The organism is Rhizobium sp. YIM 134829 (genome assembly GCF_046546455.1).
This window is the reverse complement of sequence record NZ_JBKHKI010000004.1, coordinates 39,939-66,164: the sequence shown is the minus strand read 5'-3', so window position 1 is coordinate 66,164 and position 26,226 is coordinate 39,939. Positions and strand designations below refer to the sequence as shown.

24 protein-coding genes are annotated in these 26,226 nt (G+C 65.4%); 10 read left to right on the top strand and 14 right to left on the bottom strand.

The window, feature by feature from the left end; all coding sequences use genetic code 11:
• Positions 1-40: 40 nt before the first annotated feature.
• The 4 genes from atpA to ACLE20_RS09130 form a co-directional block, all read right to left on the bottom strand.
• Positions 41-1,570, bottom strand: coding sequence for a F0F1 ATP synthase subunit alpha (atpA, locus tag ACLE20_RS09145; protein WP_410939968.1), 1,530 nt, complete (start codon positions 1,568-1,570; stop codon positions 41-43).
• Complete coding sequence (locus ACLE20_RS09140; RefSeq protein WP_410939967.1) at positions 1,570-2,130, bottom strand: F0F1 ATP synthase subunit delta; 561 nt, start codon at positions 2,128-2,130, stop codon at positions 1,570-1,572. The genes atpA and ACLE20_RS09140 overlap by 1 nt, the downstream gene beginning before the upstream one ends.
• Before the next feature lie 254 nt (positions 2,131-2,384).
• Positions 2,385-2,771, bottom strand: a complete 387-nt coding sequence (locus tag ACLE20_RS09135) for a DUF4345 domain-containing protein (RefSeq protein WP_410939966.1) — start codon at positions 2,769-2,771, stop codon at positions 2,385-2,387.
• 104 nt (positions 2,772-2,875) lie between these two features.
• Positions 2,876-5,092: a primosomal protein N' gene (locus tag ACLE20_RS09130; protein WP_410940220.1), complete on the bottom strand. Its 2,217-nt coding sequence runs from the start codon at positions 5,090-5,092 to the stop codon at positions 2,876-2,878.
• Between the two features lie 370 nt (positions 5,093-5,462).
• Here ACLE20_RS09130 and rplS point away from each other — a divergent pair, with 370 nt between their 5' ends.
• The 4 genes from rplS (at position 5,463) to leuC (ending at position 9,502) form a co-directional block, all read left to right on the top strand.
• Complete coding sequence (rplS, locus tag ACLE20_RS09125) at positions 5,463-5,969, top strand: 50S ribosomal protein L19 (RefSeq protein WP_410939965.1); 507 nt, start codon at positions 5,463-5,465, stop codon at positions 5,967-5,969.
• 156 nt (positions 5,970-6,125) lie between these two features.
• A complete protein-coding gene (locus tag ACLE20_RS09120; RefSeq protein WP_410939964.1) occupies positions 6,126-6,935 on the top strand; it encodes a transporter substrate-binding domain-containing protein in 810 nt (269 codons plus the stop codon).
• Positions 6,936-6,947: 12 nt separating this feature from the next.
• Complete coding sequence (locus ACLE20_RS09115) at positions 6,948-7,757, top strand: amino acid ABC transporter permease (RefSeq protein WP_410939963.1); 810 nt, start codon at positions 6,948-6,950, stop codon at positions 7,755-7,757.
• Positions 7,758-8,074: 317 nt separating this feature from the next.
• On the top strand, positions 8,075-9,502 hold the full coding sequence (gene leuC, locus ACLE20_RS09110; RefSeq protein ID WP_410939962.1) for a 3-isopropylmalate dehydratase large subunit: 1,428 nt from the start codon (positions 8,075-8,077) through the stop codon (positions 9,500-9,502).
• A gap of 189 nt (positions 9,503-9,691) precedes the next feature.
• On the opposite strand, the gene ACLE20_RS09105 is transcribed toward leuC, so the two are convergent.
• From ACLE20_RS09105 to acnA, 3 genes are all read right to left on the bottom strand, one after another.
• Positions 9,692-10,087 carry a DUF2794 domain-containing protein gene (locus tag ACLE20_RS09105; protein ID WP_410939961.1) on the bottom strand — a complete coding sequence of 132 codons (396 nt, stop codon included), beginning with the start codon at positions 10,085-10,087 and terminating at the stop codon, positions 9,692-9,694.
• 606 nt (positions 10,088-10,693) lie between these two features.
• The gene (locus ACLE20_RS09100; RefSeq protein ID WP_410939960.1) at positions 10,694-11,479 is read right to left on the bottom strand and encodes a DUF1223 domain-containing protein; all 786 of its coding nucleotides are present in this window, start codon (positions 11,477-11,479) and stop codon (positions 10,694-10,696) included.
• A 260-nt stretch (positions 11,480-11,739) separates the two neighbouring features.
• Positions 11,740-14,430, bottom strand: coding sequence for an aconitate hydratase AcnA (gene acnA / locus ACLE20_RS09095; RefSeq protein WP_410939959.1), 2,691 nt, complete (start codon positions 14,428-14,430; stop codon positions 11,740-11,742).
• A 267-nt stretch (positions 14,431-14,697) separates the two neighbouring features.
• Between acnA and ccmA the strand changes: the two genes are divergently transcribed.
• The 5 genes from ccmA to ACLE20_RS09070 all read left to right on the top strand — a co-directional run bounded on the left by ccmA (position 14,698) and on the right by ACLE20_RS09070 (position 17,971).
• Positions 14,698-15,333 carry a heme ABC exporter ATP-binding protein CcmA gene (gene ccmA, locus ACLE20_RS09090; RefSeq protein WP_410939958.1) on the top strand — a complete coding sequence of 212 codons (636 nt, stop codon included), beginning with the start codon at positions 14,698-14,700 and terminating at the stop codon, positions 15,331-15,333.
• A 376-nt stretch (positions 15,334-15,709) separates the two neighbouring features.
• Positions 15,710-16,369 (top strand): heme exporter protein CcmB, encoded by a 660-nt coding sequence (gene ccmB / locus ACLE20_RS09085; protein WP_410940219.1) that lies wholly within the window; start codon positions 15,710-15,712, stop codon positions 16,367-16,369.
• Between the two features lie 86 nt (positions 16,370-16,455).
• Positions 16,456-17,211, top strand: coding sequence for a heme ABC transporter permease (locus ACLE20_RS09080; protein ID WP_410939957.1), 756 nt, complete (start codon positions 16,456-16,458; stop codon positions 17,209-17,211).
• Positions 17,208-17,372 carry a heme exporter protein CcmD gene (gene ccmD / locus ACLE20_RS09075; RefSeq protein WP_410939956.1) on the top strand — a complete coding sequence of 55 codons (165 nt, stop codon included), beginning with the start codon at positions 17,208-17,210 and terminating at the stop codon, positions 17,370-17,372. The genes ACLE20_RS09080 and ccmD overlap by 4 nt, the downstream gene beginning before the upstream one ends.
• Before the next feature lie 11 nt (positions 17,373-17,383).
• The gene (locus ACLE20_RS09070) at positions 17,384-17,971 is read left to right on the top strand and encodes a DsbE family thiol:disulfide interchange protein (protein ID WP_410939955.1); all 588 of its coding nucleotides are present in this window, start codon (positions 17,384-17,386) and stop codon (positions 17,969-17,971) included.
• Between the two features lie 12 nt (positions 17,972-17,983).
• Here ACLE20_RS09070 and ACLE20_RS09065 read toward each other — a convergent pair whose 3' ends face one another.
• The 6 genes from ACLE20_RS09065 to ACLE20_RS09040 all read right to left on the bottom strand — a co-directional run bounded on the left by ACLE20_RS09065 (position 17,984) and on the right by ACLE20_RS09040 (position 23,923).
• On the bottom strand, positions 17,984-18,574 hold the full coding sequence (locus ACLE20_RS09065) for a DUF2585 domain-containing protein (RefSeq protein ID WP_410939954.1): 591 nt from the start codon (positions 18,572-18,574) through the stop codon (positions 17,984-17,986).
• On the bottom strand, positions 18,571-19,212 hold the full coding sequence (locus tag ACLE20_RS09060) for a septation protein A (protein ID WP_410939953.1): 642 nt from the start codon (positions 19,210-19,212) through the stop codon (positions 18,571-18,573). The genes ACLE20_RS09065 and ACLE20_RS09060 overlap by 4 nt, the downstream gene beginning before the upstream one ends.
• A gap of 30 nt (positions 19,213-19,242) precedes the next feature.
• Positions 19,243-20,691: a signal recognition particle-docking protein FtsY gene (gene ftsY, locus ACLE20_RS09055; RefSeq protein ID WP_410939952.1), complete on the bottom strand. Its 1,449-nt coding sequence runs from the start codon at positions 20,689-20,691 to the stop codon at positions 19,243-19,245.
• 33 nt (positions 20,692-20,724) lie between these two features.
• Positions 20,725-21,951 carry a tRNA (N(6)-L-threonylcarbamoyladenosine(37)-C(2))-methylthiotransferase MtaB gene (gene mtaB / locus ACLE20_RS09050; RefSeq protein WP_410940218.1) on the bottom strand — a complete coding sequence of 409 codons (1,227 nt, stop codon included), beginning with the start codon at positions 21,949-21,951 and terminating at the stop codon, positions 20,725-20,727.
• A 56-nt stretch (positions 21,952-22,007) separates the two neighbouring features.
• Positions 22,008-22,913, bottom strand: a complete 906-nt coding sequence (gene dapF, locus ACLE20_RS09045) for a diaminopimelate epimerase (protein WP_410939951.1) — start codon at positions 22,911-22,913, stop codon at positions 22,008-22,010.
• A 116-nt stretch (positions 22,914-23,029) separates the two neighbouring features.
• Positions 23,030-23,923, bottom strand: coding sequence for a helix-turn-helix domain-containing protein (locus tag ACLE20_RS09040; protein ID WP_410939950.1), 894 nt, complete (start codon positions 23,921-23,923; stop codon positions 23,030-23,032).
• A gap of 135 nt (positions 23,924-24,058) precedes the next feature.
• Here ACLE20_RS09040 and ACLE20_RS09035 point away from each other — a divergent pair, with 135 nt between their 5' ends.
• Positions 24,059-24,907, top strand: a complete 849-nt coding sequence (locus ACLE20_RS09035) for an N-acyl homoserine lactonase family protein (RefSeq protein ID WP_410939949.1) — start codon at positions 24,059-24,061, stop codon at positions 24,905-24,907.
• Positions 24,908-24,910: 3 nt separating this feature from the next.
• Here the strand turns inward: ACLE20_RS09035 and ACLE20_RS09030 are convergent, their stop codons facing one another.
• Positions 24,911-25,903, bottom strand: a complete 993-nt coding sequence (locus ACLE20_RS09030) for an MBL fold metallo-hydrolase (protein ID WP_410940217.1) — start codon at positions 25,901-25,903, stop codon at positions 24,911-24,913.
• Positions 25,904-26,226 lie beyond the last annotated feature (323 nt).

Here is a 26,226-nt window from a genome sequence, read left to right as displayed (position 1 = left end):
CCAGTGTCCGTCCTAATGGGCGTTCAAGCCGGGTCAGCGTTCAGGCGAAGCTCTTGGCGAAGCTGTCCAGCGCCGCCTTCAGCTTCGACTTGGTGTCGTCGGATACCTGCTTCTCCGAGCGGATGGTATCGAGGATCCCCTTGCCTTCCGAGCGCATGTAGGACAGCAGCCCCTGCTCGAAGGCGCCGACCTGGGCAACCGGGATCTTGTCGAGATAGCCGTTGACGCCGGCGAAGATCACCGCAACCTGCTCTTCCGTCTTCAGCGGCGAGAACTGCGGCTGCTTCAGGAGTTCGGTCAGGCGGGCACCGCGGTTAAGCAGGCGCTGGGTGGAGGCGTCGAGGTCCGAGCCGAACTGCGCAAAGGCCGCCATTTCGCGGTACTGAGCGAGCTCGCCCTTGATCGAGCCGGCCACCTGCTTCATCGCCTTGATCTGCGCGGCCGAGCCGACGCGGCTGACCGAAAGGCCGACGTTCACGGCCGGGCGGATGCCCTGGTAGAACAGGTCGGTTTCGAGGAAGATCTGCCCGTCGGTGATCGAGATCACATTGGTCGGGATGAAGGCGGACACGTCGTTGCCCTGGGTCTCGATGACCGGCAGAGCGGTGAGCGAACCGGCACCCTTTTCGTCCGAAAGCTTGGCAGCGCGCTCGAGCAGGCGGGAATGCAGGTAGAAGACGTCGCCCGGATAGGCTTCGCGGCCCGGCGGACGGCGGAGCAGCAGCGACATCTGACGGTAGGAAACGGCCTGCTTGGACAGGTCGTCATAACCGATCAGCGCATGCTGGCCGTTGTCGCGGAAATATTCGCCCATGGCGCAGCCGGCGAAGGGCGCCAGATACTGCATCGGCGCGGCGTCGGAGGCGGTTGCGGCAACGATGATCGAATACTGCAGTGCGCCGCGCTCTTCGAGCACCTTGACGAACTGGGCAACGGTCGAGCGCTTCTGGCCGATGGCCACGTAGACGCAGTAGAGCTTTTCCGAATCCGGACCGGCGTCGTGGATCGCCTTCTGGTTCAGGATCGTATCGAGGATGATGGCGGTCTTGCCGGTCTGGCGGTCGCCGATGACCAGCTCGCGCTGGCCGCGGCCAACCGGGATCAGGGCGTCGATGGCCTTGAGGCCGGTCGACATCGGCTCATGAACCGACTTGCGCGGGATGATGCCCGGAGCCTTGACGTCGACACGGGCGCGACGCGTGGCATTGATCGGACCCTTGCCGTCGATCGGGTTGCCGAGCGCGTCGACGACGCGGCCAAGCAGTTCCGGACCGACGGGAACGTCGACGATCGCGCCGGTGCGCTTGACGGTGTCGCCTTCCTTGATGGCCCGGTCCGAACCGAAGATGACGACGCCGACATTGTCGGCTTCGAGGTTCAGCGCCATGCCGCGCACGCCACCGGGGAATTCCACCATTTCGCCGGCCTGGACATTGTCGAGACCGTAGACGCGGGCGATACCGTCGCCGACGGAGAGAACCTGGCCGACTTCGGAGACCTCAGCCTCCTGGCCGAAGTTTTTGATCTGATCTTTGAGAATTGCGGAAATTTCCGCGGCGCGGATATCCATCAGCCGACCTCTTTCAGTGCAAGCTTAAGGCTCGAGAGCTTTGTGCGAAGGGAAGTGTCAATCTGGCGGGACCCGACCTTGACGATCAAACCACCGAGAATGGACGGATCGACGGTGACGTTGATCGTCACGTCTTTGCCGGCGACGCCCTTGAGCGCCGCCTTCAATTCAGCCTGCTGCTGGTCGTTCAGCGCATGGGCGGAGGTCACCTCGGCTGCGACTTCGCCCCGGTTGCGCGCCGCGATTTCGCGGAAGGCGCGCACGATGCCGGGAACGGCGAAGAGGCGCCGATTGCGGGCGACCACTTTGAGGAAATTGGCGACGAGACCGGACAGGCCGGCCTTCGCGACGATCGCGGAGATCGCCTTGAACTGATCGTCGGAGGAAAAGACGGGACTGACGATCAGCCGCTTCAGGTCGGCGCTCTCGTTGATGAGGCCCTGGAACCGGTCGAGGTCCGCCTGCACGCTCTCCACCGATCCGGACTCCAGTGCCAGATCGAAGAGCGAGGACGCATACCTTTCTGCAACACCGGAAATGAGGTCGGAGGGTTTTGCCACGGACGCGCGCTTCTCTTGCTTTTCATCCAAGAGCGGCTTCCGGAGCCGAAAGCCGAACACTTTGAATTTGTTGCTGTATCTTCAAGGACATCCGGCCTGCTTAAGCACGGTTCCCCCAGGAAGTCGAAGGTCGTCTAGCATAGGAAAATTGGACTCGCAACACGATTGGATCGCGAAGTGCGCCCGCTTCGGCCAAATTTCGCCCAAAATGGGGAATGAGATGACGCGCTCGTGATCTAAGCTCTTTCTTTCGCTCAGGTGAAGCCGAAGACATAGGCGAGCGGCAGGACGGCGAGCGCGAGCTGCACGGCCAGCAAGGCCCAATTGAGCGCCGTATTGGCGCCGTCCGACATCATGGAAAGAATGCGGCCGAAGGCGGCGAGCGCAAAGGCGGCGCCGAGCGCCAGATAGACGAAGGGCTGGGCGAGCACGATGGCTGAGAGCCCCAGGCCGAGCGGAAAACCACCGAGGGTCGAGCGTGCCTCGGCATAGCCGCCGCGGCGTCCCTCGCGCAGCGTAATCCCCATCGCACGAAAGGCGATCCCGGGCGCGAACAGGAAGAAGAGGCCGATCAACACCGTGACGATCGCGGCGCAGAAGGCCAGAAACTCGCCGGTTTCGCTCGGTATATAGACGTCCATGCCGGCCCCCTGACTGCTTGTCCGCTGATCTACTCGAAATTCCACTGCGCAGGAATCGCTTGCCGGGAAAAAATCCATGGCAAGCATGATGAGTGCGCGAACACTTACAGAAAGCTCTGCGGATCGATATCGAGTTGGACATGGACCGAGCCGCGCGGCTTCGGCCCGGCCTTGATCATGGCGCGGACGAAGCCCTGCATGTCGCTGGCCCGCCGGCCATGAACGAGAAGGCGGAAGCGATGGCGACCGCGCACCAGAGCGAGTGGGGCTTCCGCTGGACCGAGCACCGAGATGCCGGAGGTGGCGGGTGCGGCCTGGCGCAGGCCGCGGGCATGGGTCTCGGCTTCGACCCGCGTCTCGGCCGAGACGATGATGGAGGCCAGCCGGCCGAAGGGCGGTAGGATCGCCCGCTCCCGCTCGCCGATCTCGCGCTCATAGAAAGCTTCGGCATCGCCGGAGACGATGGCCTGCATCACCGGATGCTGCGGCTGGTAGGTCTGGATGAGGCCGTGGCTCTTCAGTCCCGTGCGGCCCGCGCGGCCCGTCACCTGATTCAGGAGCTGGAAGGTGCGCTCGGCCGCACGGGGATCGCCGTTCGACAGCCCGATATCGGCATCGACGATCCCGACGCAGGTCATGTTCGGGAAATGGTGCCCCTTGGCGACCAGCTGCGTGCCGACCACGATATCGACTTCGCCCTTGGCGATCGCCTCCAACTCCAGCCGCAGCCGCTTGACGCCCATCAGGTCGGACGAAAGGACGATGGTGCGCGCCTTCGGAAAATGGCTGTCGATCTCCTCGGCGATCCGCTCCACCCCCGGGCCGCAGGCAACGAGATGGTCGAGCGTGCCGCATTCCGGGCAGGCCTCGGGCGTGCGCTCGTGATAGCCGCAATGGTGGCACTGGATCTGGCTGCGGAAGCGATGCTCCACCAGCCAGCTGGAGCAATTGGGGCACTGGAAGCGATGGCCGCACACCCGGCAGAGAGTGAGCGGCGCATAGCCGCGCCGATTGAGGAAGAGCAGCGCCTGCTCGCCGCGTTCGACCGCCTGGCCGATCTTCTCGATCAGCACCGGCGAGATGAAGCCGCCGCGGGCCGGCGGGTGGCGGCGCATGTCGATCAGCGAAAGATCGGGCATGGCGGCCGCGCCGAAGCGGGTGCGCAAATGCAGTGCGCGATAGCGCCCGGCCTCGCCGTTCACCCGACTTTCCACCGAAGGGGTGGCGGAAACCAGCACGGTCGGGAACCCGCCGAGCCGCGCCCTGACGACCGCCATATCACGCGCGTGATAGAAGACACGGTCTTCCTGCTTGTAGGCGGGGTCGTGCTCCTCGTCGACGATGATGAGGCCCAGCTTTTCGAACGGAAGAAAGAGGGCGGAGCGCGCGCCGGCCACGACGCGCACGCTGCCTTCCGCCACCTGCCGCCAGACCTTCTCCCGCGTCTTCGGCGCGAGATCGGAATGCCAGGCGGCAGGCTTTGCGCCGAACCGCGCCTCGAACCGGGCGAGGAAGGTGGCCGTCAGTGCGATCTCGGGCAACAGGATCAGCACCTGCTTGCCCGCCTTCACAGCCGCGGCGATCGCCTCGAAATAGACCTCTGTCTTGCCGGAGCCGGTGACGCCATCGATCAGCGAAACCGAGAAGCCGCCGGCGGCGACGGTGTCAATCAGCGCATCCGCCACCTCACGTTGGCCGGCATCGAGCACCGGCGGCGCATGATCGGGATCGGGTGCCGCCACCAGCGGCGGCGGCGGCATGAAGCTCGTTTCGAACACGCCCTGGGTGGCAAGCCCCTCGACCACGCTCACAGAGACGCCGGCAGCATGGGCAAGGCCTGAGCGGGTCCAGAACATGCCGTTCGCGGCCACCTCGATCACCCGGCGACGCGCCGGCGTCAGTCGCTCCGGCCGCGTGTCAGTCAGCCGCAGCCCCTCGACCATCGGCTCCGGATCGAGCGCCGCCGGTGCGCGCAGCGCCATGCGTGCCACGAGGCCCGGCGGGGAAAGCGTATAGGCGGAGACCCAGTCGAGAAAGGCGCGCATGTCCTTTGCCAGCGGCGGGCAATCGAACACATGGGTAATGTCGCGCAGCTTGGCGGGATCGACGCGGTCGCTGCCCTCACCGCCTCCGTCCCAGACAACACCCATGACCTGGCGCGGCCCGAGCGGCACCTGCACCACCGAGCCCGGCTGCACCGCCATGCCCGGCGGCACGCGGTAGGAATAGGCCCGCTCGGCCGGCATCGGGATCAGCACCGGCACGACCGTCGCCTGTTCGGTCTTGTCCGCTCCGAAGAGGTCTAGCGAATCGTCCATCATCGGCAGCGACCATGCCTCCGCCGATGCGGGATGAAAAGCCGCGCCGGCCTGCTCGTCCCTCTCGTCGGCGTTAAGAAGGTCCTGGATATCGGTGTTGTGCCTCATCATGGCTCCTGGCGCTGCCAGCGGATTATGTTCGCTTTATGTTCGAACATTCCTCGAAATTCGGGATGCATGTCTGTCAAAAGCGGGCGCGAGGGGTGACAAGCCCCGAGACTTGGTGTATTCGCGCGGCCGGCTCGGCATTCGTCGTCGACCATAAGAAAGAATGACGCATCCGCCCCTGCGGCTTCAGCCGCATGACCGCACGGCACGCCTGCGCGGTTCACCCGGGCGCTCTGGTCGTTTCAGAAAAACAGAGGTACCTCCGATGAACATCATCCAGCAGCTGGAAGCCGAACAGGCCGCCAAGATCGAAGCCAAGCGCACGCTTCCGGAATTTTCCCCGGGCGACACGCTGCGCGTCAACGTCCGCGTCACGGAAGGCACGCGTACCCGCGTGCAGGCCTATGAAGGCGTCTGCATCGCCCGTTCGGGTGGCGGCATCAACGAAAGCTTCACCGTCCGCAAGATCTCGTATGGCGAAGGCGTCGAGCGCGTCTTCCCGATCTACTCCCCGCTCGTCGAGAGCGTCGAAGTGGTCCGCCGCGGTAAGGTCCGCCGCGCCAAGCTCTATTACCTGCGCGATCGCCGCGGCAAGTCGGCCCGTATCGTTGAGAATACCGGCACGCGCGCCCGCAAGCTGAACGAAGCCGAGCGTCAGTCGGTGGCCGACGAGAAGGCCCGTCTGGAGGCCGAGAAGGTCGCAGCCGCCCAGGCGCTCGCCGCCGAAAAGGCTGCTGCCGAGAAGGCCGCTGCCGAGAACGCAGCCGAATAAGCCGCTCGCGCCTCTGGCGCCGTGGAAGAATGATTGCGCGAAAGGCGGCCTTCGGGTCGCCTTTTTCGTTGGCGGCGCTTGGTCCGAGTGCCCTTTTCCTTGCATCGCACGCGCAAGTCATGACAGGTTCGGCAGCCCCCTTTGCAGGAGACCCCCATGCCGACCCGTCGCACCCTCCTTGCCGCGCTGGCCGTTCTGTCCGCCGCGCCTGCCTTCCTCTCTCTTCCGGCTGCCGCCGCCGACCTACCCGATCTCAAGGGTCGTGCCGTGACCGTCGTCACCGAGAACGCCTATCCGCCGCTGCAGTTCGTCGATCCCAAGACCGGGCAGCAGATCGGCTGGGAGTATGATGCGCTGAACGAGATCGCCAAGCGGCTGAACATGGTGATCACCTACCAGAACACCAGCTGGGACGCGATGATCCAGGCCGTGTCCGACGGCCAGTACGACATCGGCACGACCGGGATCACCATCAAGGAAGAGCGCAAGGAGAAGGTGGATTTCTCCGATCCCTATATGCGCTCCGAGCAGTTCATGCTGGTGCGCGGCGATGAAAACCGCTTCACCGACGCCAAGAGCTTCAGCGCCTTCACCGAAGGTCTGATCGGCGCCCAGGCCGGCACGACACCGTTCTATACCGCGGTCTATGAAGTGCTGGACGGCAACGAGCAGAACTCCCGCATCAAGCTCTTCGAGACCTTTGGCGCCACGGTCCAGGCCTTGAAGGCCGGCGATGTCGATGTGGTCCTGACCGACGGCACGGCCGGCAAGGGCTATGTCGAGGCCTCGGGCGGCAGCCTGAAGATCATCGGCGGTCCGCTCGGCAGCGAGGATTTCGGCTTCATCTTCAAGAAGGGCTCCGACCTCGTCGCCCCGGTCAATGCGGCAATCGCGGCGCTGAAGGCCGACGGCACGCTCGATGCGCTCAACAAGAAATGGTTCGTCGACTACAAGATGGGCCAGTAAAGACCCGCCCGCATGGCCCCTTCTCCCTCGCCTGGCCGCGACAGGCCCTGGTGGCTTGTCGTGCTGGGCCTCATCGCCCTGGCGCTCGCCGTCGTCATCGCCCTTGATGATCTCTATGCCCAGGTCTTTTCCGTCGTTGTCGCCGGGCTCGGCATCACCCTGTTCGTCACGCTGGTGGGTTTCGCGCTCGCCACCCTCGTCGGCCTCGGAATCGCGCTGATGGCGCTTTCCGAACGGGCCTGGATGCGCCAGACGGCGCGGTTCTATACCGAGGTCATCCGCGGCATCCCCATTCTCGTGCTGCTCTTCTACATCGCCTTCGTCGGCGCGCCCGGTCTCGTGACCCTGCTGAATGTCCTCCTGGCACCGCTCATCAGGGCGGAGTTGGCCGAGCCGCTGATGGTGCGCGACATCTCGCTGATGTGGCGGGCGATCCTGGCGCTCACCATCGGCTATTCCGCCTTCATCGCCGAAGTTTTTCGCGCCGGTATCCAGTCGGTCGATCGTGGCCAGGTGGAGGCGGCCGAGGCGCTCGGGCTTTCGCGCTGGCAGCGCTTCCGCCTTGTCGTCTTTCCCCAGGCGATCCGCACCATCCTGCCGCCGCTCGGCAATGATTTCGTCGCCATGGTCAAGGATTCCTCGCTCGTCTCCGTGCTCGGCGTCCAGGACATGACCCAAATGGGCAAGGTCTACGCCTCCGGCTCCTTCCGCTTCTTCGAAACCTACTCCATCGTCGCCTACATCTACCTGATCCTGACCATCGGCCTCTCGCTGGCGCTGCGCGCGCTGGAGCAGCGGTTGCGAGGGAGCGAGCGGCGCTGACCCGGCGGACGTCCGAACAACTTTCACTGTCCTTCGTTCGTGCCAGGCTGCAAATCTTGCCCGGCGTGGGAAAAACTGTTATTTCCCAGCCCATGGAATCCAAGTTCGGATGTCGCGCGCAGAATATTATCGTGCTGCAGGACCATAAGCGTCTGCCGGCCCGTTTCTTCGCGCGTGTCTGCGGGGCGCTGACCAGCCGGCTTCGCTGACCCTTTCCCGGGCTTGCCCCGGCGCGCCGCTGCCGCTCGGCATGCGCCGCACCCGGCCTCCCGGCCAGCCTTTTTCCGATTTCGATTTGATCATGATGGATGAACGCCATGAGCGCACCGCGGACTCTCTACGACAAGATCTGGGACGACCACGTCGTCAGCCAGCAGGATGACGGAACCTGTCTCCTCTATATCGACCGTCACCTCGTGCATGAGGTGACGAGCCCGCAGGCCTTCGAAGGGCTGCGCATGGCCGGCCGCCCGGTGCGCGCGCCGCAGAAGACGCTGGCCGTCGTCGACCATAATGTGCCGACCTCGCCCGATCGCCATCTCGGCATCAAGAACGAGGAAAGCCGCATCCAGGTGGAAGCGCTGGCGCGAAACGCTGCCGATTTCGGTGTCGAATATTACTCCGCATCGGACAAGCGGCAGGGCATCGTCCATATCGTCGGCCCGGAGCAGGGCTTCACCCTGCCCGGCATGACCATCGTCTGCGGCGACAGCCACACCTCGACGCATGGCGCCTTCGGCGCGCTGGCGCACGGCATCGGCACGTCGGAGGTCGAGCATGTTCTGGCGACCCAGACGTTGATCCAAAAGAAGGCCAAGAACATGCTGGTGCGCGTCGACGGGCAATTGCCCGAAGGCGTGACCGCCAAGGATATCATTCTCGCCATCATCGGCGAGATCGGCACGGCCGGCGGCACCGGCCATGTCATCGAGTTCGCCGGCGAAGCGATCCGGTCGCTGTCGATGGAAGGGCGGATGACCATCTGCAACATGACGATCGAAGGTGGCGCCCGCGCCGGCCTGATCGCCCCCGACGAGAAGACCTTCGACTACATCAAGGGCAAGCCACGCGCGCCAAAAGGCGAGGCGCTGGAGCAGGCAATCAGCTATTGGAAGACGCTGCAGACCGATGAGGGCGCCCATTTCGACCGCGTCGTCGTGTTGAACGCCGCCGAACTGCCGCCGATCGTCTCCTGGGGTTCTTCGCCGGAAGACGTCATCTCCGTTCAGGGCATCGTACCGAATCCGGACGATATCGAAGACGAGACCAAGCGCGCCTCGAAGTGGCGGGCGCTCGACTATATGGGCCTGAAGCCGGGCACGAAGATCACCGACATTACGCTCGACCGCGTCTTCATCGGCTCCTGCACCAATGGGCGCATCGAGGACCTGCGCGCCGTCGCCAAGGTCGTCGAAGGCCGCAAGGTCGCCGCCCATGTCGACGCGATGATCGTGCCCGGCTCCGGCCTCGTCAAGGAACAGGCGGAAGCTGAGGGCCTCGACCGGATCTTCAAGGCAGCCGGCTTCGACTGGCGCGAGCCGGGCTGCTCCATGTGCCTGGCGATGAATGACGACCGGCTGAAGCCGGGCGAGCGCTGCGCTTCCACCTCGAACCGCAATTTCGAGGGCCGTCAGGGCTTCAAGGGCCGTACCCACCTCGTCTCCCCCGCCATGGCCGCCGCCGCCGCCATTGCCGGCCATTTCGTCGATATCCGCGAATGGCAGAAGGACGTCGTCGCGGCTTAATCCGATCGACACCCACAAAAGCCCGCCGCATCTCCATGCGGCGGGCTTTTCTATGTCTTGTTCGATGGCTGGCTGCGGATCTGGTTCGCCTGTTTGGCGCCCCTGACATTCTGCCGTCTCTGCAAAGCTTCCGAGACGCCAGCGGGGCAATGGAGGGAGCAAGGATCCGATTCCTATCCCCTCTTTACCTCACCCCTTCACCACCTTGAACAGCTTGTCGAACACCTTCAGCACCGGCGCCAGCTCGTGGCCGCGCTTCAGGATCATACCGTGGGTGTTGACGACGCTGAAGGCGCCCTGTTTGGCGGCAAGGCGGGGGCATTTCTCGATGCGGTAGAGCGGCAGTTCGCCCGCCCGCTTGAAGACCGAGAACACGGCCTTGTCGCGCAAGTGGTCGAGCGCATAGTCGCGCCATTCACCTTCGCCCACCATCCGGCCATAGACCCAGAGGATCTGGTCGAGCTCGCGGCGATGGAAGGTGATCGGGAGAGGGTCCTTAGCACTCTTATAGGCTCTGAGGTCGACGACCACGGCGTCGGACCCGGACGGTCCGTCGCCTCGCGGCAAATCCGGCTGATCGGTCATGCGCAATGCGGCCTTCTCTTCGTGACGGCTGGATGACAGTGTGCCTGAGGCGCGGCGAAATGCAAGGTCGCCGATCCCAACCTTGCCCTCGCGCCGTGCAGCCGTCGCCGTGCAATGGTTGCGGCCAAGCCCGGGGTTGCGCCAAAGGGCGCGTACGAGGGATCAAGCGAAAACTGGGTCGAAGCCTTGGTCATCAGAGCCGAACTCGTGCCGCGCCCTTGCGTTCCCTGGCCTTGACTGATTCCTCCACTGCTTTTTTCTGACGGCCGCAATCCGAACAAATCCCTGCCCGATTTAGCGGAGAATGTCCCGCCTCTCCGCCGCACCGTGGTCTTCGGCGCGGCGGAGTGCGCAGAAGACGCCTTGCGGGTCCGTCCGTCGGTGGCGTCGTCTGGTCCGTGCCGATCGAAGGTTCTTCGTCGTCGGCCCGGTCTCCCGGCTTTTCCGGCTTCGGCCGGCAAGCACGGGCGCAAGCGGCCATCGGTCCGGCTCCCCGCCGAATACTGATGGCCGGTTCGGTCCGGTGACTTCGAAACCCTCAGCCCCAGCCCTCGATGACGCCGGACCGAACGAAGCTCTCGTCACGATGGACGGCGGCATCGATCCTCAGCGCGCCTCGGCCGAAAGCAGCGTCGTCGCGCCGATGATGGCGCCTGGAGTTTCGGTCGACTTCATCTTCTGGACCAGCACGGCGCAGCCGCTGTCCTCCTGCTCGTCCAGCACGCTCGCCGGCAGCACATAGCGGGTTGGGGTGCCGTCCCACATGCCGATCGTCTGGATGTCGCGCACGGCGTGGAAATAGCTGATCTTCTTGCCGCTATTCTCGCCCTTTTCCACCTCGACCACCTGTTGGCGGGTGAAATAGACGACGACGATATTGGCCTTGCCATCGCCGGCGCCGATCGAAATGTCGATCTCGTCGCCCTTGCGCGCCGCGCCGACCGGCACGCGCATGCCCTTGCCGGTCTGCTTCATCTCGTCCAGCTTGCCGCGAATGCCCGAAAGATTGCCGCCATTGACATGGTCGCGACCGTTCAACACGGCCTGCGGAGTGTAAACGCCATTGCGGCCGAACATGCGCGCATAGGCATATTGCCGCGCCGTATTCTGCTTGGTCGCGAGCGTGTCGGCCCAGCCCAGATAGTTCCAGTAGTCGACGTGGTAGGACAGGGCGACGACGGAGCCGTCTTCGATCAGGTTCTTGAGCGCCGCATCGGCCGGTGGACAGGATGCACAGCCCTGGCTGGTGAAGAGCTCGACGACGCCCTTCAGCTGACCGGGGTCCTCGCCTGCCGCGACCTTTCGCTCAGTTTCCTGCGCCGCGGCGCCGGCTGCCAGCGATGCGGCAAGGCCGACGGACAGGAGCAGGGAAGCAAGGTGTGGTGCGGGCATGCGGGATCGACTTTCTTTTCGGGAGATCGAAACGTTCTGGCGATCGGGATGAGATGATCCTTGCATACGCTGCCCCGCTTTCAACACAAAGTCACGTTGGAGTGAGACGTTTTTTGCCTCTCGCCATACCCGGGGCAATATTTTCCAACCGCTTGAAAGCGAAGACGCTTTGGCCGCGATGACGGTTTCCTCACGTCTTCGTGGCACGAAAAAAGGGGCCGGGACGACAGCCGCCCCGGCCCCTTTCGTTTCTCTCTGTATCAGGCGGCGAGATCGCGCAGAACCGTCTGCAGGATGCCGCCATTGTTCATGTAGGTGACCTCGTCCAGCGTATCGATCCGGCAGATCAGCGGCAATTCCTTCACCGTGCCATCGGCATAGGTGATGATGGCGATGCGCTTTTCACGCGGCTGCACATTCGCCAGCCCTTCGATCGTTACCGTCTCGTCGCCCTTGAGGTTGAGCGATTCCCAGGTCGTTCCGTCTTCGAAGACGAAGGGCGCGATGCCCATGCCCACGAGGTTGGAGCGATGGATGCGCTCGAAGGATTCGGCGATCACCGCTTTGACGCCGAGCAGGTTGGTGCCCTTGGCCGCCCAGTCACGCGACGAGCCGTTGCCATATTCGACGCCGGCGAAGATGACGAGCGGCACGCCTTCTTCCTTGTACTTCATGGCGGCGTCGTAGATCGACATCTCTTCCTTGGACGGATAGTGGATCGTGTAGCCACCTTCCTTGCCGTTCGGGCCGAGCATATGGTTGCGGATGCGGATATTGGCGAAGGTGCCGCGCATCATCACCTCATGATTGCCGCGCCGCGTGCCGTACTGGTTGAAGTCGGCCACCGAAACGCCATGCCCGGTCAGATAGGCGCCAGCCGGCGATGCGGCCTTGATCGAACCGGCCGGGGAGATGTGGTCGGTGGTGATCTTGTCGCCGAAGAGACCGAGGATCCGGGCGCCCTTGATGTCGGAAATGCCCGAGCCCGTCTTGCCCATGCCCACGAAGTAAGGCGGGTTCTGCACATAGGTCGAGGCATCGTCCCAGGCATAGGTCTGGCCTTCCGGTACCTGCACGGCCTGCCAGTTCTCGTCGCCCTTGAAGACGTCGGCATATTTGGACGCATAAAGCTCACGCGTCACATACTTCATGATGAAGTCCTGGATCTCGTGCGAGCTCGGCCAGATGTCCTTGAGATAGACCGGCTGGCCGTCCGAGCCTTCGCCGATCGGCTCCTTCGTCAGGTCCTTCTGCACCGTGCCGGCCAGCGCATAGGCGACGACCAGCGGCGGCGAGGCGAGGTAGTTGGCCTGAACGTCCGGCGAGATGCGGCCTTCGAAGTTGCGGTTGCCCGAGAGCACGCCGGCGGCGATCAGCCCCTTGTCGTTGATGGTCTTGGAGACCGGGGCCGGCAGCGGGCCGGAATTGCCGATGCAGGTGGTGCAGCCGAAGCCGACCAGGTTGAAGCCGAGCTGATCGAGATCGGTCTGCAGGCCGGACTTCGACAGATATTCGCCGACGACCTGCGATCCAGGCGCCAGCGAAGTCTTGACCCAGGGCTTGGTCTTCAGGCCCTTGGCCACCGCATTGCGGGCAAGCAGGCCCGCGGCGATCAGCACGCTCGGGTTCGAGGTGTTGGTGCAGGAGGTGATGGCGGCAATGGCGACATCGCCATGACCGAGATCGTAATCCGTGCCTTCGACCGGGTAGCGGTTTTCCAGCTGGCCGGGCTTCTTATAGTCGCCCTCGAGCGCGGTGGCGAAGCCAGAGGCAATGTTTTCGAGCGCGATGCGGCCTTCGGGACGCTTCGGGCCGGCCATGGAGGGCACGACCGAGCCGAGATCAAGCTCCAGCGTGTCGGTGAAGACGAGCTCGGAGCCGTCGCCGTCCCGCCACATGCCCTGCGCCTTGGAATAGGCTTCGACCAGCGCGATGCGATCTTCGTCGCGGCCGGACATGGTGAGGTAGTTGATCGTCTCGGCATCGACCGGGAAGAAGCCGCAGGTCGCGCCATATTCCGGGCCCATATTGCCGATCGTCGCGCGGTCGGCGAGCGTCATATTGTCGAGGCCGGGGCCGAAGAATTCGACGAACTTCGAGACCACGCCCTTCTTGCGCAGCATCTGCACGACGGTCAGCACGAGGTCGGTGGCGGTGACGCCTTCCTTGAGCTTGCCGGTCAGCTTGAAGCCGATCACTTCCGGCAGCAGCATGGAGACCGGCTGTCCGAGCATGGCGGCTTCCGCCTCGATGCCGCCCACGCCCCAGCCGAGCACGCCGAGACCGTTGATCATGGTCGTGTGGCTATCGGTGCCGACGCAGGTGTCGGGATAGGCAGTGACTTCGCCGTCTTCCTCGCGCGTCCAGACCGTCTGGCCCAGGTATTCGAGGTTGACCTGGTGACAGATGCCGGTGCCCGGCGGCACGACGCGGAAGTTCTTGAAGGCCTGCTGGCCCCATTTCAGGAATCGGTAGCGCTCGCCATTGCGCTCATATTCGAGCTCGACATTGCGGGCAAATGCGTTGGGCGTGCCGAATTCGTCAACGATGACCGAGTGGTCGATGACAAGGTCGACAGGGACGAGCGGGTTGATCTTTTCCGGATCGCCACCAAGCGCCTTGATGCCATCACGCATGGCGGCCAGATCCACCACGGCGGGAACGCCGGTGAAGTCCTGCATCAGCACGCGGGCCGGGCGATAGGCGATCTCGTTTTCGGCAGTGCCCTTGTCGTTCAGCCAGGCCGCGACATTCTCGATGTCCGTCTTTGTGACCGAGCGGCCGTCTTCGTTGCGCAGCAGGTTCTCGAGCAGCACCTTCATCGAATAGGGCAGCTTCGACACGCCGGTAAGACCGTTCGCCTCGGCCTTCGGCAGGCTGTAATAGACATAGTCTTTGCCGCCGACATTGAGCGTCGAGCGACAATTGAAACTGTCTAGGGATTTGGACACTGGAGACCCCGTTCCGTCTGAGCGCCAAAGACTGACGTACGAACGCCCGAGCACTTCGTAAGAAAGCGCATTATGGGATGCGGGTACGGCCATTTCCGCTGTCCGCACGCGGAAGAAACCTTCCAGGTTCGGCGCAAGGATAACAATCACGCCGACCGCTGGCGTGTTGGCGGGGTTATAGATAATTTCCTTAAAACGTGCCAGATCGTTCTCCCTCAATTCGGGACATTTTTTTCGAACGAGACCAACGTCGTAAAGGGATCATGAATGACCGTCCGCCTCCTCGTCGAGGGTCTCAGCGCAAGGCGGGGCGAGGCGCTGATCTTCCGCGATCTCGACCTTTCCGTTGCCTCCGGCGAGGCGCTGCTGGTCACGGGGCGGAACGGAACCGGCAAGTCGACCCTCCTGCGCGTGCTGGCCGGCCTGCTGCCCGCCGAAGCGGGCCAGATCCGGCTCGAAGGCGTGCGGGACCCCGACGCGCGCATCGGCGAATCGTGCCACTATCTCGGCCACCGCAACGCCATGAAGCGCGACCTGACGGTCGTGGAGAACCTGATCTTCTGGGCAGCCTTCACCGGCAGCCGCGACCCATCCAGCACCGTCGGCACCGCGCTTGAGGCAGTGGGTCTCGACGCGATCGCCCATCTGCCGTTCGGCTATCTCTCGGCCGGCCAGCAGCGCCGCATCGCCATCGCGCGGCTGCTTGTTGCGCCGCGACCGATCTGGCTGCTCGACGAACCGACGGCCGCCCTTGACCGGGCCTCCGAGCGGATGGTGGAGGCGCTGATCGCCAGTCACCGCGCCACCGGCGGCCTCGTGATCGCCGCCACCCATCAGCCCCTGGACGTTCCCGGAGCCGAGACGCTCGAGATGCAGGGTTTCGTTGTGGAGGAGGAGGCGTGATCGGGACCTCCGTCAGACCGGGCGCCCGGATCACCCACGACCCCCTCTGGCCTGCCGGCCATCTCCCCTACAAGGGGGGAGAAACCCAGCCGCGAGGCCTTGCTCCCTCTCAACCTGCCAAGTGCCTAGTACCGCCTGCGCATCCTCCGCATCCCCGCACCCCGTCTCATCCACATCACCGAGTGAAGAGATCGAGCGGTCAGCCCCGCGGTCTCTCCCCCCTTGTGGGGGAGATGGCCGGCAGGCCAGAGGGGGTCTCTGCCGCCTCCGTCGGCAGGCCAGAGGCAGTCTCGACGCGGCACATGCGAGGTCTCGGCAGAGCAGAACGCAGCGCGCCAGGGGGCCGGCCCTGGCGACCGCTCGGGAGAACGCCTTGATGCTCGCCCTCTTCCTGCGCGACCTGAAGCTCGCGACGCGGGCGGGCGGCGGCGCTCTGACGGGGCTGTTGTTCTTCACCGCCGTCATCGCCGTCATCCCCTTCGGCCTCGGGCCGGACTTGAAGCTGCTTGGCCGCATCGGCCCGGCCATGCTCTGGATCGGGGCCCTGCTCGCCAGCCTGCTCGGACTCGACCGGCTGTTCCAGGCCGAGCGCGAGGATGGCGCGCTGGATGTGATGGCCATGCAGGAGACGCCGCTCGTGCTGGTGGTGCTCGTCAAGTGTGCGGCGCATTGGGCGGCAACGGGTCTGCCCCTGGCACTTCTTTCGCCGCTGCTCGGACTGTTTCTCAACATGGAGCCGGCGGCGATCGGCGCCACCTTCCTCACCCTGCTTGCCGGCACGCCGGCCATCACGCTGATCGGCGCCATGGGCGCGGCGGTGGCGGTGGCGCTGCCGCGCGGTGGGCTCCTCGTCTCGATCCTCGTCCTGCCGCTCGTCATCCCCGTGCTGATCTTCGGCGTCGGGGCGGCGCTGGCGGCGGTGGAGGAGCCGGCGCCCTTCCTGCCACCCTTCCTCATCCTGATGGCGCTCACCCTGTTCTTCGCGGTCGTCGGCCCGCTTTCGGCAGCGGCCGCGCTAAGGGCTCAAGCCGACTGACCCTCAGGTTCAGCGCGCGGGACAATGACGGGAAGGTGAGGCTTTCCCGGAATTGAAGCGGCGGCGGAGTGTGCTAGAAGATGCGCATGAGTGACGATAGCCTCACGATCCGCAGCTTCAGCGACCTCGCCAACCCGACCCGGTTCCTGGCGCTGTCGAGCCGCGTCGTGCCCTGGCTCGCGGGCCTCACCGCCCTGCTCTTCGCCGTCGCACTGCCCTTCTGTTTCCTGAGCGAGGGCGACTATCAGCAGGGCGAGACCGTGCGCATCATGTATGTGCATGTCCCCGCCGCCTGGCTGTCGATGATGGGCTACACGGTCATGGCCGTCTCGGCACTGGGGACGCTGGTGTGGCGCCACCCGCTGGCCGATGTCGCCGCCCGCGCCGCAGCACCCATCGGTGCCGCCTTCACCGCGCTGGCGCTCGTCACCGGCTCTCTCTGGGGCAAGCCGATGTGGGGCACCTGGTGGGTCTGGGATGCGCGGCTCACCTCCGTCTTCATCCTGTTCCTGATGTATCTCGGCCTGATCGCGCTCAACCGGGCGCTGGACGATCCGAGCCGCGCCGCGCGTGTCTCGGCAGTGCTCATCCTGGTCGGTTTCGTCAACATTCCGATCATCAAGTTCTCGGTCGACTGGTGGAACACGCTGCATCAGCCGGCAAGCGTTCTGCGTCTCGGCGGCACGGCGATCGATGCGGAGTTCCTTCGTCCCCTGCTTCTGATGGCAGCCGCCTTTACCTGCCTGTTCTTCACTCTGCATCTCGTCGCCATGCGCAACGAGATCCTGCGCCGCCGTGTGGCGAGCCTGCGCCGTCAGGCGGCGCGCGGGGTGGCCGCATGAGTGCGCATCTCGTTTATGTCGCGCTCAGCTATGGCGCGGCGCTGGCCATCGTCGCGGGCCTGATCGCTTGGGTGACGCTCGATGGCCGGGCTCGGCGGCGCGAGCTGCAGGCGCTGGAGGCAGCCGGCATCCGGCGCCGCTCGGCCGGGGCGAAACCGTGAGCAGCGCGCCGATGCCCGACGAAGAGCAGGGCCGCTCCGGTCCGCTCCGCATCCTGCTGGCGCTGCTGCCGCTGGCCGTCTTTGCCGGGCTTGCTGCCCTCTTCTGGAGCCAGCTCAATGCCGGCCATGATGCGAGCGAAATTCCCTCGGCGCTGATCGGCACACGGGCGCCGTCGCTCGCCATGCCGCCGCTCGAGGGCGCGAGCCTGAACGGCGCGCCCCTGCCGGCGCTGAGCGATGCGGCGATCAAGGGCCGGCTGACGCTCGTCAATGTCTGGGCGTCCTGGTGCATTCCCTGCCGCGAGGAAAATCCGATGATCCTCGCTTTGGCCAAGGATCCGCGGCTGACCGTCGTCGGCATCAATTACAAGGACAAGACCGAGAATGCGCTGACCTTCCTGCGCGATCTCGGCAACCCCTTCCAGGCTGTCGGCGTCGATCCGCAGGGCCGCGCCGCGATCGACTGGGGGGTCTACGGCATCCCCGAATCCTATCTCGTCGCCCCCGACGGCACGATCCTTTACAAGCGTGTCGGCCCCTTCGACGAGAAGAGCCTGCGCGAGGGACTGATGCCGGCGATCGAGAAGGCGTCGCGCTGAGCCGACCGGTGCCTACAACGCGCCCTGCCAGGTCTTGATCGCCTCGCTCGGCCAGACCAGCATCAGCACGTTGAGCGTGAGATTGTCGCGGATCAGCCAGCCGGTGAAGATCTCGAAGACGAGTGCGATGACGATGGTCAGCCAGACGGGCAGTCGGGCGGCGGCCAGGAAGCCGAGCGCCATGAAGATCGTGTCCATGGTCGAGTTCAGCACGCTGTCGCCGACATAATTGAGCGAGATCGTGGCGGCGCGGTAGCGCTCGATGATCAGCGGCGAGTTTTCCAGAAGCTCCCAGGCCGCCTCGATCAGGGTGGCGAGCAGCAGCCGCGGGCCGATCGGCCGGCCGGGCAGCACCAGCCGGGCGAGGCCATAGAAGAGAAAGCCGTGGATGATGTGGGAGGGCGTATACCAGTCGGCGAGATGCTGGGAGTTGCCGGGGCTGTTGACCATCGGCTCGAAGAGCTTGACCGTGCCGCAGGTGCAGATCGGCACGCGGCCCATCATCAGCTCGATCGCCGCCTGGGCGATCAGCACACCGAGGCAGGCGGCGGCAAACCAGAGCGTGCGGCGCGAGACGCCGGGTTCGCTGACCGGAATGGTCATGCTTTCTCATCCTCGGGCGCCTTGTCCTCCACCGCGTGGCGCATGATCAGCGGCATCTGCGCCAGGGTGAAGATCAGCGTGATCGGCATCGTCCCCCAGACCTTGAAGGCCACCCAGAAATCATCGGAGAAATTGCGCCAGACCACCTCGTTCATGACAGCAAGGAACAGGAAGAACAGGCCCCAGCGGAAGGTGAGCTTGCGCCATCCCTCCTCGTCCAGCCGGAAGGCGGCGTTGAAGACGGTGCCGAGCAACGCCTTGCCGAACATCAGCCCGACGAGCAGCGTGACGCCGAACAGCGTGTTGACGATGGTCGGCTTCATCTTGATGAAGGTCTCGTTCTGCAGCCAGATCGACAGGCCGCCGAAGATCAGCACGACGATGCCCGAGACGAAGGGCATGACCGGCAGATGGCCGAGCACGAGCTTGGAAAAGAGGAGCGAGAGGACAGTCGCCACCATGAAGAGGCCGGTGGCGACCAGGATCGGCCCGCCGAGGGCGCCGAGCGCGGGAAAGGTCTCGATCAGCCAGGCGCCACGCAGATTGGCGAAAAAGAAGACGAGCAGCGGCCCAAGCTCCAGCGCCATCTTCAGCGCGGGGTGGTGGCGATCTGCGGGGCTGGGCGTGGTGGAGGACATGGGCTTCTTCATCTTCGTCAAGGGGCTGGCTCAGCGCTCATCGAGCGCGACGCCGGCAATGGCGCTGGCAAAATCGCGCGCGTCGAAAGGTTCGAGATCGTCCACCCCTTCGCCGACGCCGATGAAATAGACCGGCAGCTTGTGCTTGGCGGAGATCGCCACCAGAATGCCGCCGCGCGCCGTGCCGTCGAGCTTGGTCATGACCAGCCCGTTGACGCCGGCGACATTGCGGAAAATCTCCACCTGGTTGAGCGCGTTCTGGCCGGTGGTGGCGTCGAGCGTCTGCAGCACGGTGTGCGGTGCATCCGGGTCCAGCTTGCCGAGCACGCGCACGATCTTTTCGAGCTCGGCCATCAGTTCCGTGCGGTTCTGCAGCCGGCCGGCGGTGTCGATGATCAGCACGTCGCTGCCCTTGAGGCGCGCCTGCTCGAAGGCCTCATAGGCCAGCCCCGCCGCATCGGCGCCGAGCTTGGAGGAGACGATGTCCGAGCCGGTGCGCTCGGCCCAGATCTTCAGCTGCTCGATCGCCGCGGCGCGAAACGTGTCTCCGGCGGCGAGCATCACCTTCAGCCCGGCGCCCGAGAGCTTGGCCGCAAGCTTGCCAATCGTCGTCGTCTTGCCGGTGCCGTTGACGCCGACGACGAGGATCACATGCGGCTTGTGATTGAGGTCGAGCTGGAGCGGCTTGGCGACCGGGGTCAGGACCTTGGCGATCTCGCCGGCCATGATGCGGGCCACATCCTCGCCGCTGACATCCTTGCCATAGCGCTCCGAGGCAAGTGTGTCGGTGACGCGAAGCGCGGTCTCCACGCCGAGATCGGCCTGGATCAGCAGATCCTCCAGCTCCTCCAGCGTCTGGTCATCGAGCTTGCGCTTGGTGAAAAGCGCGGCGATCTGGCCGGTCAGTTGCGAGGAAGTGCGGGAGAGGCCCTCGCGCAGACGCTGGAACCAGCTGCGCTTTGGTTCGGCCGTCGCCACGGGTGCGGCCACTACTTCCGTCTGGCCAAGCACGAAGCCGCGCGGCAGGCTGGCGGGGCTTGGGGGCTCCAGGGCCGATGGCGCGGGTGCGGTTGCATCTTGGCTGGTGAGGGGCGCAAGGTCGGAAGCCGGTTCGGCGTCTGCCTCGGCCTCAAGCAGCGAGAGCGGCACGATGCCGAGATCGCCGATCGCCTCGGCGGCAGGGAGCGGCAACGGGCTCTCCTCCTCGACGTCGGCGAGCGTCTCCGCCTCGTCCGGCGAAGGGCCGCCGGCCGTGTCCATCTCTTCGGGCAGGACCGGATCGGGCGCGAACGGCAGGGCGCCGGCCACGCCTGTTTCGGCCGGCGGAGCATCGGCCAGCGGGGCGTCGCCCTCGTGGGTCACGGGTACGACAGGATCGGGCGCGGCCGGTGCGAGGGCCTCCGGCGCCGCGTCCTGCGGCTGGTCGGCGTCGGGCACCTTGTCGAAGGTGAAGACCCGTTTGAGGAAGTCGAAGGCCATTCTCAAATCCTGATACTGTGCAGACCGGTCATGTCAGGCGGCTTTCGCGCCCGCTTCGGCGCCCGCGGCGTCGAGGGTCAGGCTGCGGCCGTCCTGGCCGGTGATCGTGGCGGTCACGAGGCTGCGGGGCTCGAACCCCGGCACCGCCACGCGGGTGAAGTTTTCGGTATGGGCAAAGCCGTTCTGTTCGACGAGCAGGCGCTGGCGCGTGCCGACCATGCGGGCCAAATGCGCCTGCGACAGGGCGCTGCCCACCGCGCGCAGCCGCCGGGCCCGTTCCTTGACCAGGCCGCGATCGAGCTGCGGCATGCGCGCGGCCGGCGTGCCGGGGCGCGGACTATAGGGGAAAACGTGCAGGCTCTCGATGCCGGCTTCCTCGGCAAGCGTCATCGAGCGGGCGAACATCTCGTCCGTCTCGGTTGGGAAGCCGGCGATGAGATCGGCGCCGAAGGCGATGCCGGGGCGTAAGGCACGGGCCTGCGCCACGAAGGCGAGCGCCTCGGCGCGGCTGTGGCGGCGCTTCATCCGCTTGAGGATCAGGTCGTCGCCATGCTGCAGCGAGAGATGCAGATGCGGCATGAAGCGCGGCTCCTCGGCGATGAGATCGAGGAGGTGCTTGTCGGCCTCGATGCCGTCGATCGAGGAGAGCCGCAGCCGCGCCACCTCGGGCACCTGCTTCAAAAGCGTCTTCGCCAGCAGGCCGAGGCTGGGGGTGCCCGGCAGGTCCGCGCCATAGCTGGTTGCGTCCACCCCGGTCAGCACGATCTCGCAATAGCCGCCTTCGACCAGCCGGCGCGCCTGGTCCACCACGGCGCCCATCGGCACCGAGCGGGAATTGCCGCGGCCATAGGGGATGATGCAGAAGGTGCAGCGGTGATCGCAGCCATTCTGCACCTGGATGAAGGCGCGCACATGGCCCTCGATCATGTCGACCATCTGCGGCGCCGTCAGCCGCACGCTCATGATATCGTTGACCTTGAGCTTCTCCTCGCGCGACACGCCGAAATCCGGAAGCGCGCGATAGGCGGCGGGCGTCAGCTTTTCCTCATTGCCGAGAACGGCATCGACCTCCGGCATGGCGGCAAAGCGCTCGCCCTCCGTTTGCGCCGCACAACCGGTCACGATGATCCGCGCCTCCGGCCGCTCGCGCTTCAAGCGTCGGATCGTCTGGCGCGCCTGGCGCACCGCCTCGCCGGTGACCGCGCAGGTGTTGACGAGCACGGCGTCCTGAAGGCCCGCCTCGCCAGCCGCGCGGCGCATGATTTCGGACTCGTAGGTATTGAGCCGGCAACCGAAGGTCACGATCTCGGGCGTGCTCACAGACTCTGCGCCTCTGCAAGGGCGTCCCGCGTGAAAACGCCGGTCGTCGGATCGAGACGGCCGGACCATTCCCATTCGGCCGGGCCGGTCATCACCACATGGTCGTCGCGCTCGCGCCAGTCGATCGACAGGATGCCGGGCGGCGTGGCGCTGGCGACGTGGATCTCGACCTTGCGGCCGCTGCGGCCGGTTCGGGCGGCGGAGACGGCGGCCGCGCAGGCGGCCGAGCCGCAGGCAAGCGTCAGCCCTGCGCCACGCTCCCAGGTGCGGGTGGTCAGCGAATTTGGCGAGGTCACCTGGGCGAGCGTGATATTGGCGCGCTCGGGAAAGATCGGGTGGTTTTCGAGCAGCGGACCGAAGCGGGCGAGGTCATAGGACATGACATCCTGCTTCACCCAGAAGACCGCATGCGGATTGCCCATCGACACGACCGAGGGCGAATGCAGCACCGGCGCGTCGATCGGACCGATCTGCAGTTCGATCCGGCTGGTATCGTGAAATTCTTCCGCGAGCGGAATCCGGTCCCAGGCGAAGATCGGCTTGCCCATGTCGACCGAGATCGTCCCGTCGCCATGTTCCTCGGCGTTCAAGATGCCGGCGATCGTCTGGAAGGTAAAGCTTCGGCGCCCGGTCTCGGCGGCAAGCGCCTGCACCACGCAGCGCGTGCCATTGCCGCAGGCCTGAGCCTTCGACCCGTCGCAGTTCAGGATGTCGATATAGGCATCGGTGCCGTCGAGCTTGGGATCGTGGATCGCCATGATCTGGTCGAAGGCCGTATTGGAATCGGCAGCAAGTGCAATCGCCGCGGCCGGTGTCACGCTGTCGCGTCGGCCGCGCATGTCGACGACCAGGATCTTGTTGCCAAGCCCGTTCATCTTCGCAAATTCGACCGTCGCGTCCATGCCGACCCAGTGTCCCCAATTGCTGACGCCCCATCGAGGGCGCGTGCGGGCTATATGGCGGAAATATGGTCGAATTACCAGTAGCGCCGGCTGGGGCCAAAGCGGCGGCCGCAGCGTCAGCGCACCGTCCGCAGTGCCTTGGGCGACACGCCGTAATCCTCGCGGAAGTGGCGGGCGAAGTGAGAGCGCGAGGCATAGCCGGCCGCTTCCGCAGCCGCAATGCTCGAGGCTCCCGCCGAGAGCGCCTGCGCTGCCGCCGTCAGGCGTTCGGTGCGCAGGATGCTGCGGAAGGGTCGTCCCGCGCCGCTTAGCCGCCGACGGAGCGTCGAGGCGCCAATTCCGAGCTTGCGTGCGAGCCGCTCTACGCTCCAGTCCTCATCCGGCGCGCTGCGGATCAGCCAGGCCACCTGATCGGCGAGCGACATGGAGAAGAGCGGTGCCGCGGCCGGAACGGAACGAAGCACCGTCAGCACCTCGATCAGCCGCACCCGCGCGACGGTCTCCTCGATCGCGGCGCTTGCGATCGCGCGGGCGGCATGGGCGAGCGTGTCGACAAGGTCCGGGGTCAGCGGGATGATGAAGGGATCCTGCGCGACCTGCGCCACCGGCTTCTGGTCAAAGGGGATGAGCGGTGCGATGCCGTCGGGGAGCCGTGCCACTTCCAGGATCAGCGACTCGTAGGCGGCGTTTTCCGCCGGGATGTTGACGACATCCATTTCCACGCCGGCCGGCAGCACGAAGACCGTCCCGGGGAGGAAGAGCGACATCCGATCGCCGATCCACACCTCCTTGCGGCCGCGCAGGAGAATGCCGATCAGCGGCGCCTCGAGGCGGATGGATGCCAATCGCTCGCGATCCAGCGCGCAGTGGGAAAACAGGCTGCCGCCATGGGAGTGGCGCCCCCTCGTGCCCTCGGGTGCCCGGATCGTCCGCAGCCGCTCGACCAGCACCGGGCGCAGGTCGGCCTGCGGCGTATCAACTGTCATTTCGGAGAGAGTTTTCGTGGTCATGACCTGACCATAGCGCAAGCTGCGTTGCCGGAAAAACAGGATGCGAGCGTTTCGGGCTCATTCTCGATCGCGGCGGGCGCGGCCGAGGGCCGAGTTCGCGTCATAAGGCTGTCGGTCAATCCAAGGAGGCCTTTCATGAACCCCATCGTCCGCTCCCTCTTCGCCCTCTCGCTCGTCACCGGACTTGCCGGCAGCGCGTCCGCGCAGACGCCGGCCGCCGATCTCGAACTTTGGCGGCTCGACTGCGGCGAGATCGCCTTTCGCGATCTTTCCTTCTTTTCCGACACCTTCGCCTATGCCGGCGAGAGCCGCGTCCTGACCGACAGCTGCTATCTTATTCGCCATGGCAGCGATTACCTGCTTTGGGATACGGGCCTGCCGACGGCCCTGCTCGGTGCCAAGATCGATCCTGCGGCACCGCTCTCGCCGACGCTCAAAGTCAGCCTGGTCGACCAGCTCGCCCAGATCGGCGTCAAACCGGATCAGATCGGTCGGCTTGGCATCAGCCACAACCATTTCGACCATGTCGGTCAGGCAGCGAGCTTTCCGGCGGCGACCCTGATGATCGGGGCGGCCGACCTTGCCCAGTTCAAGCAGACGCCGCTTCCCTTCGCCGTCGATCCCGCATTCCTGAAGCCCTGGCTGGAGGGGGACTCAAAGGTCGATGCCGTCACGGGCGACCGCGACGTCTTCGGCGATGGCAGCGTGACGATCCTGTCCACCCCCGGCCATACGCCGGGCGAGACCAGCCTGCTGGTCAAGTTGAAGGAGACGGGACCGGTGCTGCTTTCCGGCGATGTCGTGCATTTCGAGGCGCAGCGGGAAAACCGCGGCGTGCCGGCCTTCAATTTCGATCGGGCGCAGTCGCTCGCCTCGATGGAGCGCCTGGACGGCATCGCCAAGAGCCTGAAGGCCACGCTGGTGATCCAGCATGATCCGGATTCGATTGCGCGCCTGCCGGCCTTCCCGGCCAGCGCGAAGTAAGCCCTAGGCCATTGGCACGTCGAAGACCTCACCCGCCCGAAGCGCTGGAAAGCGTTCGGGCGGGATCGCCTTTGCCGCCAGCGCCAGGGCCAGCGCCTGTTCCGGCGCATCGATCGCCTCATTGGTCAGCTGGAAGGTCGCAAAGTGGTGCGCGACGGCATAATCGGCGCGGCAAAGGCCCATGCCTTCCACCGCATCCGCCGGATTCTGGTGCTGGGCCTCCATGAACCAGCGCGGCTCATAGGCGCCGATCGGCAGAATGGCGAGACGGAACCCGCCATGCTTCTCGGCCGCCGCCCGGTAGTTGATGCCCTGGTGAAAGCCGGTGTCGCCGATATGGTAGATGCGCCCGGCCTCGGTTTCGATGACGAAGGCCGCCCAGAGCGCCATGCGCCGATCGCCCGTGCCGCGCGCCGACCAGTGATGCGCCGGTTCGCAATGAAGGACGGCGCCCGCCACCTCGGCCTTGTCACCCCAGTCCATCACGGTGATCCTCGCCTCCGGCGCGGCGCCGCGGATGAACCCATCATTGCCGAGCGGCGTCACGAAATGCGGCCGATGAGCGGCCTGCAAGCGGGTGAGCGTATCGGTGTCGAGATGGTCGTAATGATTGTGGGTGACGATCACGATGTGGATCGGCGGCAGGTCCTGAAAGGCGATGCCGGGGGCGGCCACGCGCTTCGGTCCCGCGAAGGAAACGGGGCTCGCGCGCTGCGACCAGACGGGATCGGTGAGGATGTTGAGGCCGGCGACCTGGATCAAGAGGGTCGCATGCCCGACCATGGTGACTCGCATTTCCTTGCCGGCCAAGGCGGGCTCCGGTTTGGCTGGGGGAACGCGCGGCGCGACGGTGTCCGGCCAGCGCGCCTTGCCGCCGCCGAACTGCCAGCGCAAAAGGTCGAGGAAGCCGCGCGGCTCGATGCCGTTGGGGTTGAAGAAGCGCGTTCCGTCGAAATGGTCGGAAACCGGCCCATGATAATATCGGTTGGCCGCCATGCTGCTCCTCGCCGCCACGCCGCCGCCGAGCGCGGCGAGCGCGCCGACCAGCGACCATTTGAGAAAACGTCTGCGCTTCATCGTCAAACACTGGATCCGGCTGCTGGGTTGCAGCCGACTGACTAAGCACGCCGGCGTCCGCCTGTTCAAGACACATCCGCGTCACGGGCGAAACGGGACGATCAGCCGCGCGGCGCCCGCGGAAGCTTGACTTTCCGGCCTTCATCCTGTTTAAGCCCGCCCATCTGCGACGAGAACGACATGCTCGAGCCGCCGACCGGGACCCGCAAGGTATAAAGAGAGCCCGGAGGTCAACATCCGAC

Coding starts and splice junctions, on each gene's coding strand:
- atpA (WP_410939968.1), bottom strand. CDS start 1,570: ATGGATATCCGCGCCGCGGAAATTTCCGCAATTCTCAAAGATCAGATC.
- ACLE20_RS09135 (WP_410939966.1), bottom strand. CDS start 2,771: ATGGACGTCTATATACCGAGCGAAACCGGCGAGTTTCTGGCCTTCTGC.
- ACLE20_RS09130 (WP_410940220.1), bottom strand. CDS start 5,092: ATGATGGACGATTCGCTAGACCTCTTCGGAGCGGACAAGACCGAACAG.
- rplS (WP_410939965.1), top strand. CDS start 5,463: ATGAACATCATCCAGCAGCTGGAAGCCGAACAGGCCGCCAAGATCGAA.
- ACLE20_RS09120 (WP_410939964.1), top strand. CDS start 6,126: ATGCCGACCCGTCGCACCCTCCTTGCCGCGCTGGCCGTTCTGTCCGCC.
- ACLE20_RS09115 (WP_410939963.1), top strand. CDS start 6,948: ATGGCCCCTTCTCCCTCGCCTGGCCGCGACAGGCCCTGGTGGCTTGTC.
- leuC (WP_410939962.1), top strand. CDS start 8,075: ATGAGCGCACCGCGGACTCTCTACGACAAGATCTGGGACGACCACGTC.
- ACLE20_RS09105 (WP_410939961.1), bottom strand. CDS start 10,087: ATGACCGATCAGCCGGATTTGCCGCGAGGCGACGGACCGTCCGGGTCC.
- ACLE20_RS09100 (WP_410939960.1), bottom strand. CDS start 11,479: ATGCCCGCACCACACCTTGCTTCCCTGCTCCTGTCCGTCGGCCTTGCC.
- ccmA (WP_410939958.1), top strand. CDS start 14,698: ATGACCGTCCGCCTCCTCGTCGAGGGTCTCAGCGCAAGGCGGGGCGAG.
- ccmB (WP_410940219.1), top strand. CDS start 15,710: ATGCTCGCCCTCTTCCTGCGCGACCTGAAGCTCGCGACGCGGGCGGGC.
- ACLE20_RS09080 (WP_410939957.1), top strand. CDS start 16,456: ATGAGTGACGATAGCCTCACGATCCGCAGCTTCAGCGACCTCGCCAAC.
- ccmD (WP_410939956.1), top strand. CDS start 17,208: ATGAGTGCGCATCTCGTTTATGTCGCGCTCAGCTATGGCGCGGCGCTG.
- ACLE20_RS09070 (WP_410939955.1), top strand. CDS start 17,384: ATGCCCGACGAAGAGCAGGGCCGCTCCGGTCCGCTCCGCATCCTGCTG.
- ACLE20_RS09065 (WP_410939954.1), bottom strand. CDS start 18,574: ATGACCATTCCGGTCAGCGAACCCGGCGTCTCGCGCCGCACGCTCTGG.
- ACLE20_RS09060 (WP_410939953.1), bottom strand. CDS start 19,212: ATGTCCTCCACCACGCCCAGCCCCGCAGATCGCCACCACCCCGCGCTG.
- ftsY (WP_410939952.1), bottom strand. CDS start 20,691: ATGGCCTTCGACTTCCTCAAACGGGTCTTCACCTTCGACAAGGTGCCC.
- mtaB (WP_410940218.1), bottom strand. CDS start 21,951: ATGCGCCGCGCGGCTGGCGAGGCGGGCCTTCAGGACGCCGTGCTCGTC.
- dapF (WP_410939951.1), bottom strand. CDS start 22,913: ATGGACGCGACGGTCGAATTTGCGAAGATGAACGGGCTTGGCAACAAG.
- ACLE20_RS09040 (WP_410939950.1), bottom strand. CDS start 23,923: ATGACCACGAAAACTCTCTCCGAAATGACAGTTGATACGCCGCAGGCC.
- ACLE20_RS09035 (WP_410939949.1), top strand. CDS start 24,059: ATGAACCCCATCGTCCGCTCCCTCTTCGCCCTCTCGCTCGTCACCGGA.
- ACLE20_RS09030 (WP_410940217.1), bottom strand. CDS start 25,903: ATGGCGGCCAACCGATATTATCATGGGCCGGTTTCCGACCATTTCGAC.